We start from the raw sequence: 16,454 nt of genomic DNA on the forward strand, positions 1-16,454 counted from the left end.
GATTTGTTCTATTTATCATTGTTTTTGATAGTATTGATAACCTTCTGGGCTTCCTCTTTTTCTTCAGAAGTCATTTTTTTCGGGATAAACCCTTTTTTAATATCATTTTTATCTGAAAGCTGTGGAAAAATACCTGCATTTACATCATCAAAAAGATAAGCCGGAGTAATTGCAGGAAGTGGAGTATCAAAACTATAGGGGTAATGTTGAGAAACATTAAACTTTAAATTCCCTACTTTAAATCTGTCAAACCGCTGATATTCATAGGTTGAAGGTTTGTATATCTGCTCTTTTTCAAATCCGGCCATAAAACTTCCCACCCGGAAACTTGGAATATATTTTTGAATAATTCCCGGAAAAGTTAATATTGAAATAAAGAATAAGCTAAGTGTTGAAAAGACAATAATGGATTTCTTCTGATCAAAATAGTCGTAAAATAAAATAAAGGATATTGCAAAAAAGACATCTGTAAAAAATCTGTACTGGGCTGAAAATGCAAGAACTATTATACTTTTTATCAACAATGAAATGCAGATCAGGGTGATAAGTTTTTTCTTTTTTATCCAGGCGAATACTATGAAAATAATTAAGCTCAGAATAAAGATAATATTGATTTTGGATTTTATTCCTTCCAGAGAAAACCAGTTTTTGATATAATCCCATGTTGAAAAATTTTGGATTTCCTCATAGGTATACTGCATATCATAGGTTTTCATGATCGCGAACTGAGAAGAAATTTTTAAAACTTCGGAATTGGGCTTCCAGGATAGCCCCAGATCTCCTATTGCTATAGGAAAGACAGGATATCCGAATGTCCAGATGTTTTTAACGAAGAATAAAAACAGAATTGAACTCCCTAAAAGAAATTGTTTAAAGTTGCTTTTAAAAATAAAAACAAAGTTTAAGAAAACCAAAATAGGAAGCCATATCATCGTAGGTTTTATGGTAAAGACAAAAACTGAAAATGCAAAGAGGAGCGTGATATTTCTGTTTCCAGCTATAATTTCATTTAAAATAATAACCGAAAAGATAATCACAGAAAGGTCCGGGCTAGGAGACTGTGAAAACAGTAATAAGATGGGCAGAAAACAAAGATGTATCCAGTTTTTTTTTTCAAAACTATACATACTGTAGATGATAAGCAGTATAGAATTGATTCTTAAAAATGGATCAGAAAAATTCGAAAACCCTGCCTGAAAAATATGCCAGACAGACATTTGTCCTAAGGTGAGGTCTATATTCGAGATGCCTTTTATAAGTCCATATTCTGTAAGCCATTTCAATGTAGGAATATAATACCCAAAATGATCCAATATATAAGGATAGAAAGACCCTGCGAACATAACAGTCAGAGAACTTACACTTAATATTATAAAATCCTTTTTTGAAAATTGACGAAAGTCCTGATAAAGTTTATTTATAAAGAAAGAAAATAGTCCCAATAGTATTGAAGGTACTTCCACCTCGATATTTAAGGGAATAAAAAAGAAATCACTGTCCATATAATACTGATTCCCATAATTCCGGCTAAAATTTTTCCAGAGATCCCCTGAAATAAAATTCCCCATATATTTTCCATGATCTTTCCCCAGCCCATCAGGGCAGGAATGATGAAAATGGAAGAAAACAGAATCATTATCATAAAAAAAAGATTGCTTAAAAGTAAGCAATCTTTATATTTTATCATTAAAATATTTATTAGCGGGGTTGTACCCTTCCGTCTTTTCTATCTTGTGATCTACCAATGGTATATCCGGTTGCACCACCTACAACACCTCCGATTACAGCTCCCAATCCTCTGTTCTTCTTAGCAACTATGGCTCCGACAGCAGCTCCACCTACAGTACCAATTACGGTCCCTTTGGCAGCTTTACTCCATCCTTTTTTCTGAGTAGTTCCCTGTGATGTACCACTTCCGTTATTGGCATAACTTCCGTTGCTGCTTCCTGAGCCAGAATTAGAGTTTCTGTCTCTATATATTGTTCGTGTTTCTCTGATCACCTGTGGTTTTGAATTATTTTCAGCAGCAGCTCTCGCTTTTTTGCTTTCTGATATACTATCTGCTTTTTTCTGCGCTTCATATACCATTTTTTCCTTTTCAATAGCCAGTTTTTGTTTTTCTATTTCAAGTTGTCTGGCCTGAAATTCAAGTTTCTGTGCTTCCAGTGACTTTTCTGCAACACTGTCATCTTTCTTGCAGGCCGTCATTAAAAAGACGGATAAAAAACCTGCTAATACTATCTTTCTCATAATTCAAATTTTAATACGATAAAGCCAAAATGACTTTGATTTTAATTCTATTTTCAATTATGAAGCCAAATTTTAGTTAATAAGTGTTAAAAGTGATAATTGAAAAGAGAGTTAATTTTATATAATGATCAGTTTTGTACTATTGATGGTAGATTTCAAAGGTTGAAAAATAAAGGTTGATTATTTTAGGTTGTATGATTTTTTAGGATAAAAAAATAAAGTAAACATTATACATATGCTTTCAATTTTCTTTTTTTGTTTTTAAAAGTATTTGTAAATTTTATTTCATTGATAGTTTTTATTAAATTCATATAAGTTGAGTATTTTTGAATACCAAATTACTTTTTAATATGAAAAAATCAATTTTTACAGTATCAGCATTTATTGGATTGCTGGCTGTTACAACATCGTTTTCCTTCAAGGAAATAACAGAACCCCATAAAGGCAGTTCAGAAATAGCTGATAAATCACCAATAACTCAGACTTATAAGATCCGGTATGGCCTTCTTTCTAAAAACGGAACAAAAATTCTGTCAGGAAATTATGATGTAGGAAGTTTCCTTGCAGAAAATATGACGACCGGAGAAGTGTATGATACATATTATAGTGGCGGATTTCAATCTGTTCCACAATATTATAATGGTCTTCCTGCGGGAACTTATACCTTTTCGGCAATGCAGGGACAAGGAGGATGGGTTGGCTATGGAACAGTAGTTGCAACAGTTTCTGATGCACAGGTAGATTCTGATGGATATATTACCATATATATTCCGATCATTTGGGAAGAATAAGCCTTGTGAGCAAACAAATATTTAGCTAAATTTACCCATCCCAGAGATGGAGATATTTTCAATCATTCAATAATTTTATATGGTTTTTAGATTGAGTATGACCTATAAGCATTTTCGTAATGCGGATTATTTTTGATTATTCTTCGGAGGGCTGCTTGATTCTAATATAAAGTATTCATTCTTCTGTTGTGATATTGTATTATATTTTCTGCTTAGAAAATGTAAAATATATTGGTGATGCTGAATGATTCTACAATATTCTGTTTGGATTTTTCTAAATAGATTTTTTTCATCATTTGTGTTTTTTAGGCCTCCTGACGGAGGCCTTTTCATTTTTATTGCTTTTTATGATTTTACGCATATAATAATTGTTCAAAAACGGATACTTTTATTACAAACAATTTCATTCCATATTTTATAATCAAAGGCTGCTCAAATAGAGCAGCCTTTGATTTATATATTATCTAAAGTAACTTTTATTTTACTCATGATGCGGTGCATTCTGTTGGTTTGGTAATTCAGAAGATTAAAAATTTCATTTGAACTGGTAAAAAACTCAGGAACTATTTTGTTGTTAATGGTTTTTATTCCCCGTCTTTTCATCGTTTCATGGATTACTCTTGCAAAAGAATCTTTTGCACTTTGTTTTGCTTTATCCTGAGAAATTCCATTGGAATGGAGTCGGTAGAGATACAAAGGTTCTTTGAGGTATTTTACTTCCCCTTGCTCCAGTATTTTCAGATAAAGATCCTGGTCTACCGCATTTTTCAGATTCGGATTAATTCCTTTAGTTCTTAAATAAATCTCCCTTTTAAACGTGAAAAAGTGGGCAAACTGAATAGGATAGTTGAAGAAATAGCGATTGTTATAAATTTGTTTAGTACCTGTATAGATTTTTTCCGGAACAAGGTCCTCGTTGCAAAGTATCATTTGAGAATATACGGCAGCAAGATCATCTCTGTTTGTAAATTCCAGTGTTACTTTTTCCAGTGCCTCAGGATGAAGAGCATCATCAGGGTCAAGATACGCACATAAATCTCCCTGAGCATATTTCATGCATTGGGCTTTCGTAGATCCACAGCCTTCATTAAGAGCATTATGATAAAGCTTAAAGCGGGAGTCATCTTTGATCAGAGACTCTATAATTTCAACCGAATTGTCTGTAGAAGCATCGTCAATAATTATTACCTCCCAGTTTTCATAGGTTTGATTGATTAATGAATGATAGCACTCCTTGAAATACTTTCCATTATTATAGTTTGCTATAAGTATAGAAAAATTTGCCACGGTCTTTTTGAATTTATAGTATAAAATTATAAAATAATATATACGGAAAACATAACTTCAGTCATTATATATTTGATTTTTTTTTCTTATATTTTGCACACCAGGGAGTGTGTTATGTTTTTTTAAGAATAAGATATTTCACCAAGCTAATCATTATCATGTAGATTTTGATTATTGTCTTTTTTTGAGAAATAAAGTGTGTGACCTGAAAATTCCGTATTTAAAAGAAATAATAATTTTATGATTATACTCATAAAATAAAAAAAAAGACTGGTATATCTTTGGCTAAGAATTAATAGATAAAATAATTTTTATCTCTGATATAAAATTTTTTTTCATCATTTGTGTTTTTTGAGGCCTCCATTTCTGGGGGCTTTTTATATGAAGGATTGATATGATCTTTTATATCATGATGATTAATATTTTTTTTGATGGATGTGGCGAGTGTGCCAATTTGTTATTAGAAATACTTTTATGGCAGATCAGCTCTTTTTAAATTTTTTTTATGTCTTGAATGTAAATTTTATTTTATTAAAATGTAAATTATTTTTTTTTAATACTTTTGCCGGAGCATTAGATTTATCTGAAATTATTAAAGGTAATTATGAAGAGGTTTTTAAACGATCAGTAAAATCTGTTTTAAATGTTGAATTGGTGAAAATTGTGTCACAACAAGAAAATAATTTTTTTTCTCAAAATCATTATTCTTGGCACGATTTTTCAATATAGAAATGTAACTCATGTTTAATTTGAGTTTTCATGGTTATTAGTTTTTATCCTCGGAATTTCCGAGGATTTTTTTTTGCCCTAATATGACGCTACTCATAAAAGTATGTTGGATTAATCCTCTATTTTTGAAGGAGATAATTTTCTATCCATCATTACTTTTTACATTATTTATCAAGCTCTTCTGTGATCTGAAGGGCTTTTTTTATATCATTAAAAGAGGCAGGTTATATTACATTATAAATAAAAAGCCGTACAGATTGAATAACCCGTGAAAGAATACTGTTAGCATAAAACTGTAGGCATGGGCGTGCCTGAAGTAATAAATATAAAGATTGTTTAAAATGATGCCTCCAAAAAATGTCATAACAATATATAGCCCGTTATAATAATGCATGGAGGCAAAAATGATACTCATGATGATAATACAAAGTACTCTATTCCTGATTCTCATCCATTTGCTTAAAACTAGGTAGGGGAGATATTGAAATAAAAAAGTTTCCAGAAAAGGGGCGAAAAATATTGCAATGAAGTTTAGTTCTTCTTTCGAAATATTCTTGTTTCTATTTTGATTGACATCAAAATGAAAATAGGTATCATTAAGGAAATTAAAAAAATATCCATTCAACAGAGCAAGAGCAAATGAAATGAAGAAGAAGACTAGTAATTTTTTCATAGGTTCTATTGATGATAAAAAGAATGGAATACTAAAAAAGCTAAAAGTATAAAAACAAAAAAACCTCTAAATTATTTAGAGGTTTTTTTGAGGTACCTAGCGGATTCGAACCGCTGTAGATGGTGTTGCAGACCACTGCCTAGCCGCTCGGCCAAAGTACCATTTTTACCATTTTTGAGGTGTGCAAATATAGTAAAATTTCTTTATGAACAAAAGTTTTTAAGCAATTTCTTTCTTTCCAAGATCCTCAATTTCGCTTTTTGCTTGAATTTCAGCCTGATAATTTTTCATGTTAATTACCCTTGTTTCACTCCATTTGTCATGCCAGCCATTTTCTCCGAAAAAGGAAAGCGTATCAAAAGGAACAATTCTTGAAATATTCCTGATGAGATAATCATTAAAAGTAGGCTCAGTCCCATCTATACAAATAACTTTTGTTCCAGTAATATATTTGCCTATGGATCGTCCTTTAGTAAAATATTCTATCAAAAAAGTATACATAAAGTAGATAAGAGAGGTTATCAGTATATCAAGAAATCTATTCATTTCAGACATTTTATAAACAATGTTGATAAGAAAGTCAATATTGGCAAGGCTGTACAGTAACGAAGCAATAAAACCTAAAGCAAGAAACAAAACTGAGATTACAACTCTGTCAATAATAAAATTAGCAAATCTGGTCAGCTTTTCAGCTCTGTTTCGATCTACAATTACTAAATATTTTCTCATGGTCGGTTATTAGTTTTTGGTTTAGTTTTTTAGTTTAGTTTTAAGTTTAAAATTTTAGAACCCATTGACAAGAAGCTTTAATGAGGCACTCGTATCAATAACTGCAGTAATTCCTGTATTACTGAGCAGAATTTTACTAGGTTTAAGATTGAAAACTTTTCCGTTCATCTTTAATCCTTTATAATACTCTTTGTTGAAGGCTTCTTCAATGCTTTTTCTTGAAGTTTCTTCCAGTTCCTGAGTTGGAATACCATATTCTTCTTCAATCATTTTTACGATTTTCCCCTGAAACAGGAGGGAAGCGGTTTTCTGCAGAATATTGGTAGTTTTCAGTTTGAATTTGGTTTCTGACAATACAATTTTTCTTTTGGTTTCGTCATACACCGGAATTCCTGAAATAATAGAAGTACCTTTTATATAGCCATCAGTCTGAGCCTCAATAACTACTCTATTATCAACACCGTACACTCTGATGTCTGTTACTTTTACTTTGGAGTCGCGAATATCAAATTCCTTATTCAGGAAAGTTTTTCTCGCCATATTGCTTGCTTCTGTAAAAGGAATATTGGCTGTAGTCTGCAGAATAAACTTGTCAGCAACTGTAGGGGTTGTATTAAAATTGGCAACACTGGTTACCGGGGAAGAGGCGGCAGGTTTATTCCCTGTAAAAGTTTCAGAAAAGATATCCACACCAAGAGTAGCATTGATCTGGTTTCCATAAAACTTTAAAGGAGTGATATTGACACCTACAGGACTTACTTTCAGCCATGTATTATATTCCTCAGAAATATTGAAGGGCTGAAGGAAAGTATTCCATGCCATCAAGGCATATTGCTGGAAATTCAGCTGTGTAGCCATTTGCTGATCAATAGTTTTACAGAATTTTTCCTGTTGCTCTTTTAAGCTTTTTTCAACAATGGAGGTAATAGGAATCTGTATTCTTCCATAGTCCAGAACAGGTTTTGTTACCCATCTGAAGCCATTGGGCCTGGTATTCGTAGTAATGGTCCAGTTATTTTTAAAAGTAACAGTGGTATTGAAAGACATTACCGTTTCGAAAGTGGTATTTTGATAGGTATATACTCCTAGTGTACCAATTCCTTTTTCTGCCCATATTTTTAAAGGAACTTCAATCAGCAGATTCTGGCTGGTTCCTCCTACAAGGCGGATAGGTCTGGTCTTCCAAACTTTTACCTTAAACTGATCATTATTATTGTCTGTATAAGAATCATCCTGGTACACCAGATCTTTCACGGAAGCATTGATCATGTTGCTGAGTTCCGAAAGGGGGATGGTCACAGGCATTGTAATACTGGATCTGATCTTCGGAAAGTTATAAGCCGCCAACTGATTGTCAACACCAGCTTGACCAAAAACGCTGATTCCCGCTACTAAAAATAATATTTTAACGAATTTCAATTTGTATGTTTTTTTAATGAAACGAAAATAAGCAATTTAATTTTCTGGTTTAAAGCTTTTTTCCAACTCAATACTTGCACCTTTCATTTCTCCCTGCATAGGTGGAGCTGTTTTGGTGATTTTTAATTTAATATAATCGACCTGTGGAAAGCTGTCATGAATTTTTGTGATGATTCTTCCTGCTACATGTTCCAGTAATTTGGATTTTATTTTCATTTCACCGTGAAGAATATTGTTGATATCTGCATAACTTATCGTGTCATGCAAATCGTCGGAAGTGGCTGCTTTCCACAGATCGGTATGAAGTTCTGCATTCAGAATATAATAGGTACCGATGATATTTTCTTCAGGAAGTACACCATGGTACGCGTATATTCTTACATCTTCAAGATATATTTTGCTCATTGCTTCAGATTTTATGAAGCAAAAATCGTCTTAATTCTTCAAAATCTGAATTTATTTCTACAGTTTTTTTCTCCTTTTTCATGAGCTCATTCAACGATTCAGGAATTTCAATCTGAGTATGAATTGCTTTTTCCACTGCATCAGGGAATTTTACCGGATGAGCAGTACCCAGGATAAATCCTTTTTGATTGGGATTTTCTTTTAGATATTTTTCCATTGACGCAAAGGCTACGGCACTGTGAGGCTCCAGAACATATCCGTATTTGGCATAAACTTCTGTGATAGTGCCCATGGTTTGGTCATCATCAATGGAATAAGCCGAAATTTTATTTTTTACAGTTTCAAACTGATGCCCGAAAAGCTCCAGAACTCGTACAAAATTACTCGGATCTCCTACGTCCATAGCATTGGATAGAGTAGCAATCGCTTTTTGGGGCTGGTAGTTTTGAGTTTTAAAATAGTCAGGAACTACCTGGTTAGCATTACAGGCCGCAATAAAATGGCTGACAGGTAAACCTCTGAAATAAGCCAAAAGCCCGGCACAGATATTTCCGAAATTACCACTTGGTACACAGATTACGGGATGCTCTTTATGCTGTTGAATCCATTGTTTCAAAGCTATTAAGTAATAAATCTGCTGGGGAAGCCATCTTGCAACGTTGATAGAGTTGGCAGACGTCAGAAATAACTGACTGTTGATTTCTTCATCTGAAAAAGCCTGCTTGACAAGATTCTGACAATCATCAAAACTGCCATTGACTTCTATAGCCGAAATATTTTCTCCTAATGCTGTCAACTGTTTCTCCTGTACCGGACTTACCCTGTTTTTAGGATATAAAATAACGACATTAATCTGCGGAATTTTATAAAATCCATGGGCAACAGCACCTCCGGTATCGCCGGAAGTGGCAACAAGAACAGTTACTTGTTTCTGCTGATTTTTCAGAAAATAAGACAGGCAGCGGCTCATAAATCTCGCACCAATATCTTTAAAAGCCAGAGTAGGACCATGAAACAGCTCCAATATAGATATCTGTTCATTAATTTTTACTAAAGGAATCTCAAAACTCACGGTTTCTGCTACAATTTCTTTGAGTATTTTCGAAGGAATGTCATCTCCTGCAAAGTCTTTCATACATCTGTATGCAATTTCTTCATTGGAATACTGATGAAGATTTTGAATAAATTCTTCATTAAACTGAGGAATGTTTTCAGGAAAGAACAACCCTTTTTCTTTTCCCTGGCCTTTTATTGTTGCTTCTCTGAAATCAATTTTTTCCAGATGGTCTTTTAAATTATAATATTTCATTTCTGTTTTTTAAGGTTAATTTTCTTCAACAATCTGAATTCCTGCCGGATTTATTTTTGATACATATACAAAACTTTCTATATCAATTTCATCATAGACTGATTTCATCATCTGAGCAATTTTTTCTGCCGTTTCTTTTTGTTCAGACAGCATGAAAATGGAAGGTCCTGATCCGGAAATTCCTCCTCCCAAAGATCCTATCTGTAAGCTTTTTTCTTTGATTTCGTCAAACTTCGGAATCAGAATACTACGGATAGGTTCTATAATCACATCGTTGAGGCTTCTGCCAATCAACGGGAAATCATTTTTCTGAATCCCGGCTACAAGTCCGGCTATATTTCCCCATTGTTCAACAGCGCTTTTTAAGGTGATATTTTTCTTTAAAATTTGTCTGGCATCTGAGGTTTTAACTTCCACCTGCGGATGAACGGCGGTTACGAATAAATCAGGACTGTTCAGAGGGATGATATCAATTGGTTCGGTAGATTTTACCAAGGTGATTCCGCCATAGATGATTGGTGCGATATTGTCTGCATGGCGCACTCCTGAAGCAAGTTCTTCCCCAAACATGGCAAAATAGACCATTTCCTCTTTGGAAAGTTTGTTTCCTAATAATATATTGGCTCCGAAAGCGGCTCCGGCGGCACTTGCCGCACTGGAGCCGAGCCCGCTTCCGGGCTTTATATGTTTATGAATAATAACTTCAAAGCCGTTTTTCAGATTAAGGTGTTCCTGAATTTGTAAGAGAACAATCCCGGCAACATTGCTGGAAGGCTCTTCAGGAAGTCCGAAAGAGTCTGTATGTTTTATAATAATGTCAGGAGTTTCCAATAATCTGAACTCCATCTCATCATAAGGATCATGGACTGCCATTCCTAAAATATCGAATCCACAAACCAGATTGGCCACGGTGGCCGGGACTTTTAATTTTACTTTTTTCATAACTCTGTTTTTAAATAGAACGGATTATATCTGCAAAAACTCCGCTTGCCGTTACCTCAGCTCCTGCACCAGCTCCTTTTACAACCAAAGGCTGCTCAGAGTATCTCAGCGTTTTAAAAATGACAATATTGTCCTTTCCATATAAGTGAAACAGATCACTTTCCGGAGCAATATGCTGCAAGCCTACCTTGGCTTTTCCGTTTTCAAATTCTGCGACATATTTTAATATTTTGCCCTCGCTTTTAGCTTTATTCAATAAGTTTTTGAAGTGATCTTCATATACTGTAAGCTTTTCGTAAAAACTTTCAACGCTTCCCTGCATGCATTCTTCAGGCAGAAAACCAATGTTTTCAATATCTTCAAACTGAAGCGGATATCCTGCCTCTCTTGCCAGAATTAAAATTTTTCTGGCTACATCCGTTCCGGACAGATCAAGTCTTGGATCCGGCTCTGTATATCCTTCTTTCTGAGCTTGTGCCACAACTTCAGAGAATGTTCTGCTGCCGTCATACTCATTAAATACGAAATTCAATGTTCCACTCAGTACAGCTTTAATGGATTGAATCTGATCTCCGCTTTTGATGAGATCATTAATGGTTCCTATGACCGGAAGCCCAGCTCCTACATTGGTTTCAAAATAGAAATTACAGCTGTGGTTTCGCGCGGTATTTTTTAAAGTTTTATATTTTTTGAAATCTGAAGAAGCTGCAATTTTATTACAGGCTACGAGGTTCACACTTCTTTTTAATAAGCTTTCATACACTTCAGGAATGTCAGCACTTGCTGTTACATCAATGAAAACCGAATTTCTAAGGTTTCGACGGATAATTTCATCAGCAAATTCTCTGGCAGAGGCTTTTTCACCATGTTGTTCCCAATTAGCATAGCTGTTTTTTGATATTCCCTGATCTGAAAACATCATATGACGGCTATTGGAAATGCCTGCAATTCTCAGGTTGATCAAAAAGTTTTCTTTTAAATAATCATTTTGGTTATAAATCTGCTGAATCAGTTTTAAACCTACATTTCCTGTTCCACAGATGTACAGATGGATTTGCTTTATTTCAGATTCAAAAAACTCCTCATGAAGCACATTAACTGCTTTTTTACTATCCTTTTCTGAAATGACAATGCTGATATTTCTTTCTGAAGACCCTTGTGCAATCGCTCTAATATTGATTCCATTATTTCCGAGACATCCAAACATTTTTGCACTCACACCACTTCTACTTTTCATATTTTCTCCTACTAAAGCTACAATGGAAAGTTCTGTCTCAATCTTTATATCATAGACTCTCTTAAGGTTAATATCATCTGCAAAAGAAGAGTTGATAGCATCTTCAGCACGCAAAACTTCTTTTTCTTCAATAGCAATGGTGATAGAATGTTCTGAAGATCCTTGTGTGATAAGAATTACATTTATTTTTTCATGGCTTAAGCATTGAAATAATTTTGCTGAAATTCCGGGTATTCCTACCATTCCACTGCCTTCAAGGGTAAGCAGGGCAATATTGTTCATATTTGAAATTCCTACTGCAATCTGCTTTGTATCTTCTGAGCATTTCAGTTGATCAGAAATTAAAGTTCCTGACGCATCCGGATCAAAAGTATTCTTGATGATCAGGTTTGTGTTTTTTACCATCACAGGCTGAATAGAAGGTGGATAAAGCACTTTTGCCCCAAAGTGTGATAGTTCCATTGCTTCATGATAAGAAATTTCAGAAATAGGTTTAGCATTGGAAACCAGCCGTGGGTCAGCAGTCATCATCCCACTTACATCTGTCCAGATCTGAAGTTCTTCTGCATCAACGGCCGCCGCCATAATAGAAGCAGTATAATCGGAACCTCCTCTTCCTAATGTGGTTGTATTATTTTTTTCATCATGAGCAATAAACCCAGGGCCTAAAATAATGCGGTTGGGGGTTTTATTCAGGAAATTGACAATGTTACTATCAGTCCATTTAAAATTTACTTTTGCATTGGTGAAATTACTGTCTGTTCTGATCAGCTCTGCAGAATTCATCCATATACAATCTAATTTTTCTTGTTGGAGTCTTGCTGCAATAATATTTGAAGACAGAAATTCTCCGTAAGAAGCAATTTTATCTTTAATTCTGTCTGTCAATTCACCAAGAACAGCAATTCCGTTGCAGAGCTCTTCGATATCATTAAAATGTTTTTTTACAAAACTTAACCATGAACTTTGTTCTGCGATTGGAAAAAGTTCTTTTACCAGATTTATGTGTTTTTCTTCAAGATTTTGAACCGTTTGAATATAATTTTCATCTTTTACAGAAGCATATTCCGCAGCTTTAATCAGTTGGTCAGTAACACCATGAAGTGCTGATACAATAACAACAACTTTGCTCTTTAAAGATTCTCTTTGTATGATTTTTTCCACCAGTAATATATTCTGAGAATGGGCGACTGATGTTCCGCCGAATTTTAAAACTTTCATCAATTATTTTTTGAAGTTGGGTAAATAGAAATGGTTACTCTTTGAAAAAAGAGTACGGGTACCGGGAATAATATGTGAAAATCTACCCCGTTATGGGGTAATTGTTGTAGTGCCAAATGTAGAAACAGAAGATATGCCTGAAATAAGTGATTTCAGAGCAGAAATATCAGATATGTTTCTTAAAAATTCATTGTAACAGAACAAATGTACAAATAATTTTGAAACAGACAAGTTTTTAACAAAATAAAATTATATTTCCTTTTTATGAGATATATTTTGGTGTAATTGATTAAAATGTTACATTTATAATATTAACTAATAAGAAATTAATCATGAAAAATTTTAAGAAATTAAACCGAAAAAATCTGAAATCAATCACTGGAGGAGATGTGAATGACTGTTTTGAGAATTGTCCTGCCGGCCCATACGGACCAGGCGAGCCAAGGTCATGTGCTGATTATTATGCATTACCTGAGTGCTGTAAAGGAAGAGTGTTAGTAAGCTTTGAATGCTTTGGTCCTTACTGATTTACATCATGAATTCATTATTACAGAATACCAAATTATTACCATATGAAAACAATTAAAAAATTATCAAGGGAAGACAAGAAGAACATCAAAGGTGGTTTCACTGATATTCAGATTGAAGCCTGTGGAGGCGAGCAGTTTGTTTGTTTCCGTGGAGGCGGGAATTGGGGATGCTGGCTGAAGCCGGGAGGAACCTGCTATGCACCAATGCTGTAGTATTGAATAGACTAAACTCAATTTAAATATTAAAATACTATGAAAAATTCAAAAAAATTAAACAGAGAAAGCTTAAGAGCTATTATCGGAGGGACAGGAGACAGCTGTGCGGTAGATCTTGATTGTGGACCGAAAGGTTGTGCAATATGCACAGATCTCAAAGGACGTAAAGTTTGTCTTTATCTTTTTCCTTATGATCCATCCATTCCAGGCAGCTGTATGGTTCTCGAAGGCTAGAAAAATAGTATGTAAAAACCATCAATTTGTTATAAGAACATAAAATCAAAATTTAATTTAAAACTACTATGAAAAATCTAAAAAATTAAACAGAAAAGAACTTGAACAATTAAATGGAGCAGCAGGTCCTTCAAGATGTGCAGGGTGTCCTCAAAATGCTACGTTTGGAGATGGACCTGAATATCAATATCCATGCTCTGCTTATCAGGGACTTCCTGACCACTGCAAGATGTGTGTTCTGGTAAGTATGGAATGTGTGGACGGAGGAGTTTCTTAAAAGATAATTTGACTTTATGAAAAAATTAAAGAAACTGAACAGAAGAGATTTGGAACAAATGAAAGGTGCTGGTATATCAAGGTGTGATGGTTGTCCTACCCATCTGGTTTTTGGACCAGGCTCTTCCAGTGATCCTTCGTGCGATGCATATTGGACATTGTCCGAAAATTGCAGAATGTGCGTTGTTGTGAGTGCTGATTGCTTTGTTGCAATCACTGCATAATAAAATAAAAAAGCACTGTAAAAACAGTGCTTTATTTTTTTAACAGTTATCCGGAATATACATTCCTCTGGGTACGCAGATTAATTCTCCATTACATCCCGCTCCGCAGGTTTCATGTATTTCGCAGTTTAAGTTACATATGTTACTTCCTCCGTTTACATTTTTAAGACTTCTTCTGTCTAATTTTTTTAGATTTTTCATATTTATTATTAGTTTAAGTTTTAAATATAATAAATATTTGTGATAAAAAAATTATTTTATGCTTTTGGAAAGATCAAGCATCGCTTCAATAGGTTTTAATGCTTTTAATCTTAATTCTTCGTCGATAAGAATTTCTGGAAGCTCATATTTCATACATAAATACAGCTTTTCCATGGTATTACGTTTCATATAGAAACATTCTGAACAATTACAGCTTTCATCAAAAACCAATGCAGGAATCAGTTCCTTTTGAGGCGCACGTTTTCTCATTTCGTGAAGAATTCCTTCTTCTGTAGCGATGATGAATTTCTGGCAGTCATCTTTTTCTACATAGTTCAAAAGGGCAGAAGTGGAACCGATAAAATGGGCCAGTTTTAAAACTGCTTCTTCGCTTTCAGGGTGTGCAATCAGTTTTGCATCCGGATTGTCAGCCAATTGCTGGGCAATTCTTTCCATTGAAAATGCTTCGTGTACCACACAGCTTCCATCCCAAAGGATCATATCGCGGCCTGTTTTCTTAGAAAGGTATCTTCCCAAGTTTTTGTCAGGTGCAAAATAATGGGTCTGTCTTTAGGAAGGGCTTCAATTACTGTTTCAGCATTGGAGCTTGTAACGATAATATCACTTTCAGCTTTAGTTTCTGCATTACAGTTGATGTAAGTAGCAATTAAAGCATTCGGGTGCTGCTCTCGCATTTTTCTCAGTCCTTCTCCTGAACATCCATCTGCCAGAGAGCATCCGGCCATGGTATCAGGAAGAACTACTTTTTTAGTTGGATTCAGAATTTTAGCGGCTTCTGCCATGAAATGTACTCCACAGAATACAATCATGTCAGCATTGGTATCTTTAGCCTGTCTTGCCAACTGTAAAGAATCTCCAAGGAAATCTGCGATGTCCTGAATTTCTCCGGGCTGGTAATAATGGGCAAGAATAACCGCATTTTTTTCTTCTTTCAGTTTGAGAATGGCCTTCACCAATTCTTCACCCTGAGGAATAGCAATATCTTTTATATCCAGAAATCCTCTGACAGGAATTGCAGATTTAGCTTTTTCTAATGTTTCGGTACTCATATCAACCTCAATTTTTTATGATCAGAAGCTAGAGGTTAGAAATTAGAAGTTAGATTTTGAGTGTAGTATTTTACTCCCATCCTCCTTCTTCCATCTTCCAGCCATTAATTACTGATAAAACTTTTTATTAAACTTTCTATTTCTTTTTTAGCTGCATCAAGATCTTCATTAATCACGATCTTGTCAAACCCGCTGGCGTAGGTCATTTCTTCTTCTGCCTTTGCGACACGGGTTTTTATGGTTTCTGCATCATCTGTGTTTCTGGAGATCAATCTTCGTTCCAATTCTTCAATGGAAGGCGGTTCTATAAAATAGACAACGCTTTTTCACCGAAGTATTTTTTAATGAAATGCCTCCTTTTACATCTACATCAAAAATAACAACTTTTCCCTGATTCCAGATTTTCTCCACTTCAGATTTTAAAGTACCGTAATATTTGTCAGTATAAACTTCTTCATATTCTACAAAAGCATCTTCGGAAATTTTCTGTCTGAACTCCTCCGGTGTCAGAAAATGATAATCTACGGCATGTACTTCACTTCCTCTTGGCTGTCTTGTCGTACATGAAATTGAAAATTCCAGTTCAGGAAATGTCTCCAGTGAATGCTTTACCAATGTAGTTTTTCCGCTCCCTGATGGTGCTGAAAATATAATTACTTTATCCATTTTTTTGGGTTTCGGGTTACGGGTTTCGAGTTTGGTGATCTATTC

Annotated in this window: 15 protein-coding genes, 1 tRNA gene and 2 pseudogenes; 4 read left to right on the top strand and 14 right to left on the bottom strand. The window is 34.5% G+C overall.

All coding sequences use genetic code 11. From position 1 onward, the window contains the following. Positions 1-8: 8 nt before the first annotated feature. Positions 9-1,670 carry a hypothetical protein gene (locus tag KBP46_RS18875; RefSeq protein ID WP_253297091.1) on the bottom strand — a complete coding sequence of 554 codons (1,662 nt, stop codon included), beginning with the start codon at positions 1,668-1,670 and terminating at the stop codon, positions 9-11. A gap of 28 nt (positions 1,671-1,698) precedes the next feature. After that, on the bottom strand, positions 1,699-2,250 hold the full coding sequence (locus KBP46_RS18880; protein WP_216443900.1) for a glycine zipper domain-containing protein: 552 nt from the start codon (positions 2,248-2,250) through the stop codon (positions 1,699-1,701). A 350-nt stretch (positions 2,251-2,600) separates the two neighbouring features. Here KBP46_RS18880 and KBP46_RS18885 point away from each other — a divergent pair, with 350 nt between their 5' ends. After that, complete coding sequence (locus tag KBP46_RS18885; protein ID WP_062676245.1) at positions 2,601-3,041, top strand: hypothetical protein; 441 nt, start codon at positions 2,601-2,603, stop codon at positions 3,039-3,041. A gap of 453 nt (positions 3,042-3,494) precedes the next feature. Here KBP46_RS18885 and KBP46_RS18890 read toward each other — a convergent pair whose 3' ends face one another. Continuing rightward, positions 3,495-4,328, bottom strand: coding sequence for a glycosyltransferase family 2 protein (locus KBP46_RS18890; protein WP_123279177.1), 834 nt, complete (start codon positions 4,326-4,328; stop codon positions 3,495-3,497). Positions 4,329-4,802: 474 nt separating this feature from the next. Between KBP46_RS18890 and KBP46_RS18895 the strand changes: the two genes are divergently transcribed. After that, positions 4,803-5,057, top strand: a complete 255-nt coding sequence (locus KBP46_RS18895) for a hypothetical protein (RefSeq protein WP_216443901.1) — start codon at positions 4,803-4,805, stop codon at positions 5,055-5,057. A gap of 229 nt (positions 5,058-5,286) precedes the next feature. On the opposite strand, the gene KBP46_RS24155 is transcribed toward KBP46_RS18895, so the two are convergent. The 8 genes from KBP46_RS24155 to thrA form a co-directional block, all read right to left on the bottom strand. Beyond that, positions 5,287-5,730 (bottom strand): CPBP family intramembrane glutamic endopeptidase, encoded by a 444-nt coding sequence (locus tag KBP46_RS24155; protein WP_216443902.1) that lies wholly within the window; start codon positions 5,728-5,730, stop codon positions 5,287-5,289. Positions 5,731-5,820: 90 nt separating this feature from the next. Then, a tRNA-Cys gene (locus tag KBP46_RS18905) sits at positions 5,821-5,891 on the bottom strand. Positions 5,892-5,949: 58 nt separating this feature from the next. Continuing rightward, positions 5,950-6,459 carry an RDD family protein gene (locus tag KBP46_RS18910; RefSeq protein ID WP_216443903.1) on the bottom strand — a complete coding sequence of 170 codons (510 nt, stop codon included), beginning with the start codon at positions 6,457-6,459 and terminating at the stop codon, positions 5,950-5,952. A gap of 54 nt (positions 6,460-6,513) precedes the next feature. Next, positions 6,514-7,878 carry a DUF4403 family protein gene (locus KBP46_RS18915; protein ID WP_216443904.1) on the bottom strand — a complete coding sequence of 455 codons (1,365 nt, stop codon included), beginning with the start codon at positions 7,876-7,878 and terminating at the stop codon, positions 6,514-6,516. Positions 7,879-7,914: 36 nt separating this feature from the next. Then, positions 7,915-8,283: a dihydroneopterin aldolase gene (folB, locus tag KBP46_RS18920; RefSeq protein WP_123279180.1), complete on the bottom strand. Its 369-nt coding sequence runs from the start codon at positions 8,281-8,283 to the stop codon at positions 7,915-7,917. Positions 8,284-8,287: 4 nt separating this feature from the next. Further along, entirely contained in the window at positions 8,288-9,592 is a 1,305-nt protein-coding gene (thrC, locus tag KBP46_RS18925) for a threonine synthase (RefSeq protein WP_216443905.1), read from the bottom strand. A gap of 15 nt (positions 9,593-9,607) precedes the next feature. Continuing rightward, the gene (locus tag KBP46_RS18930; protein ID WP_216443906.1) at positions 9,608-10,534 is read right to left on the bottom strand and encodes a homoserine kinase; all 927 of its coding nucleotides are present in this window, start codon (positions 10,532-10,534) and stop codon (positions 9,608-9,610) included. A gap of 10 nt (positions 10,535-10,544) precedes the next feature. Further along, the gene (gene thrA, locus KBP46_RS18935; RefSeq protein ID WP_216443907.1) at positions 10,545-12,992 is read right to left on the bottom strand and encodes a bifunctional aspartate kinase/homoserine dehydrogenase I; all 2,448 of its coding nucleotides are present in this window, start codon (positions 12,990-12,992) and stop codon (positions 10,545-10,547) included. Between the two features lie 572 nt (positions 12,993-13,564). Between thrA and KBP46_RS18940 the strand changes: the two genes are divergently transcribed. Together KBP46_RS18940 and KBP46_RS18945 are read left to right on the top strand one after the other, a co-directional pair. Beyond that, positions 13,565-13,735, top strand: a complete 171-nt coding sequence (locus KBP46_RS18940; RefSeq protein WP_157885797.1) for a hypothetical protein — start codon at positions 13,565-13,567, stop codon at positions 13,733-13,735. 39 nt (positions 13,736-13,774) lie between these two features. Further along, on the top strand, positions 13,775-13,972 hold the full coding sequence (locus tag KBP46_RS18945) for a hypothetical protein (RefSeq protein WP_062676232.1): 198 nt from the start codon (positions 13,775-13,777) through the stop codon (positions 13,970-13,972). 539 nt (positions 13,973-14,511) lie between these two features. Here KBP46_RS18945 and KBP46_RS18950 read toward each other — a convergent pair. From KBP46_RS18950 to gmk, 3 genes and pseudogenes are all read right to left on the bottom strand, one after another. Continuing rightward, entirely contained in the window at positions 14,512-14,673 is a 162-nt protein-coding gene (locus KBP46_RS18950) for a hypothetical protein (protein WP_157885796.1), read from the bottom strand. A 51-nt stretch (positions 14,674-14,724) separates the two neighbouring features. Then, a pseudogene (gene nadA, locus KBP46_RS18955) lies at positions 14,725-15,743 on the bottom strand (quinolinate synthase NadA). Positions 15,744-15,847: 104 nt separating this feature from the next. After that, positions 15,848-16,409: pseudogene (gene gmk / locus KBP46_RS18960) on the bottom strand (guanylate kinase). Positions 16,410-16,454: the final 45 nt, after the last annotated feature.

Origin of the sequence: Chryseobacterium sp. PCH239 (assembly GCF_018924625.1) — a bacterium.
Classification (GTDB): domain Bacteria; phylum Bacteroidota; class Bacteroidia; order Flavobacteriales; family Weeksellaceae; genus Chryseobacterium; species Chryseobacterium cucumeris.

Excerpts from the sequence above, each read along its gene's own strand:
- thrC (WP_216443905.1), bottom strand. The coding sequence starts at position 9,592 with ATGAAATATTATAATTTAAAAGACCATCTGGAAAAAATTGATTTCAGA.
- thrA (WP_216443907.1), bottom strand. The coding sequence starts at position 12,992 with ATGAAAGTTTTAAAATTCGGCGGAACATCAGTCGCCCATTCTCAGAAT.
- KBP46_RS18950 (WP_157885796.1), bottom strand. The coding sequence starts at position 14,673 with ATGAAAAATCTAAAAAAATTAGACAGAAGAAGTCTTAAAAATGTAAAC.
- KBP46_RS18885 (WP_062676245.1), top strand. The coding sequence starts at position 2,601 with ATGAAAAAATCAATTTTTACAGTATCAGCATTTATTGGATTGCTGGCT.
- KBP46_RS18945 (WP_062676232.1), top strand. The coding sequence starts at position 13,775 with ATGAAAAATTCAAAAAAATTAAACAGAGAAAGCTTAAGAGCTATTATC.
- KBP46_RS18940 (WP_157885797.1), top strand. The coding sequence starts at position 13,565 with ATGAAAACAATTAAAAAATTATCAAGGGAAGACAAGAAGAACATCAAA.
- KBP46_RS18880 (WP_216443900.1), bottom strand. The coding sequence starts at position 2,250 with ATGAGAAAGATAGTATTAGCAGGTTTTTTATCCGTCTTTTTAATGACG.
- KBP46_RS18895 (WP_216443901.1), top strand. The coding sequence starts at position 4,803 with ATGGCAGATCAGCTCTTTTTAAATTTTTTTTATGTCTTGAATGTAAAT.
- KBP46_RS24155 (WP_216443902.1), bottom strand. The coding sequence starts at position 5,730 with ATGAAAAAATTACTAGTCTTCTTCTTCATTTCATTTGCTCTTGCTCTG.
- KBP46_RS18930 (WP_216443906.1), bottom strand. The coding sequence starts at position 10,534 with ATGAAAAAAGTAAAATTAAAAGTCCCGGCCACCGTGGCCAATCTGGTT.
- KBP46_RS18910 (WP_216443903.1), bottom strand. The coding sequence starts at position 6,459 with ATGAGAAAATATTTAGTAATTGTAGATCGAAACAGAGCTGAAAAGCTG.
- folB (WP_123279180.1), bottom strand. The coding sequence starts at position 8,283 with ATGAGCAAAATATATCTTGAAGATGTAAGAATATACGCGTACCATGGT.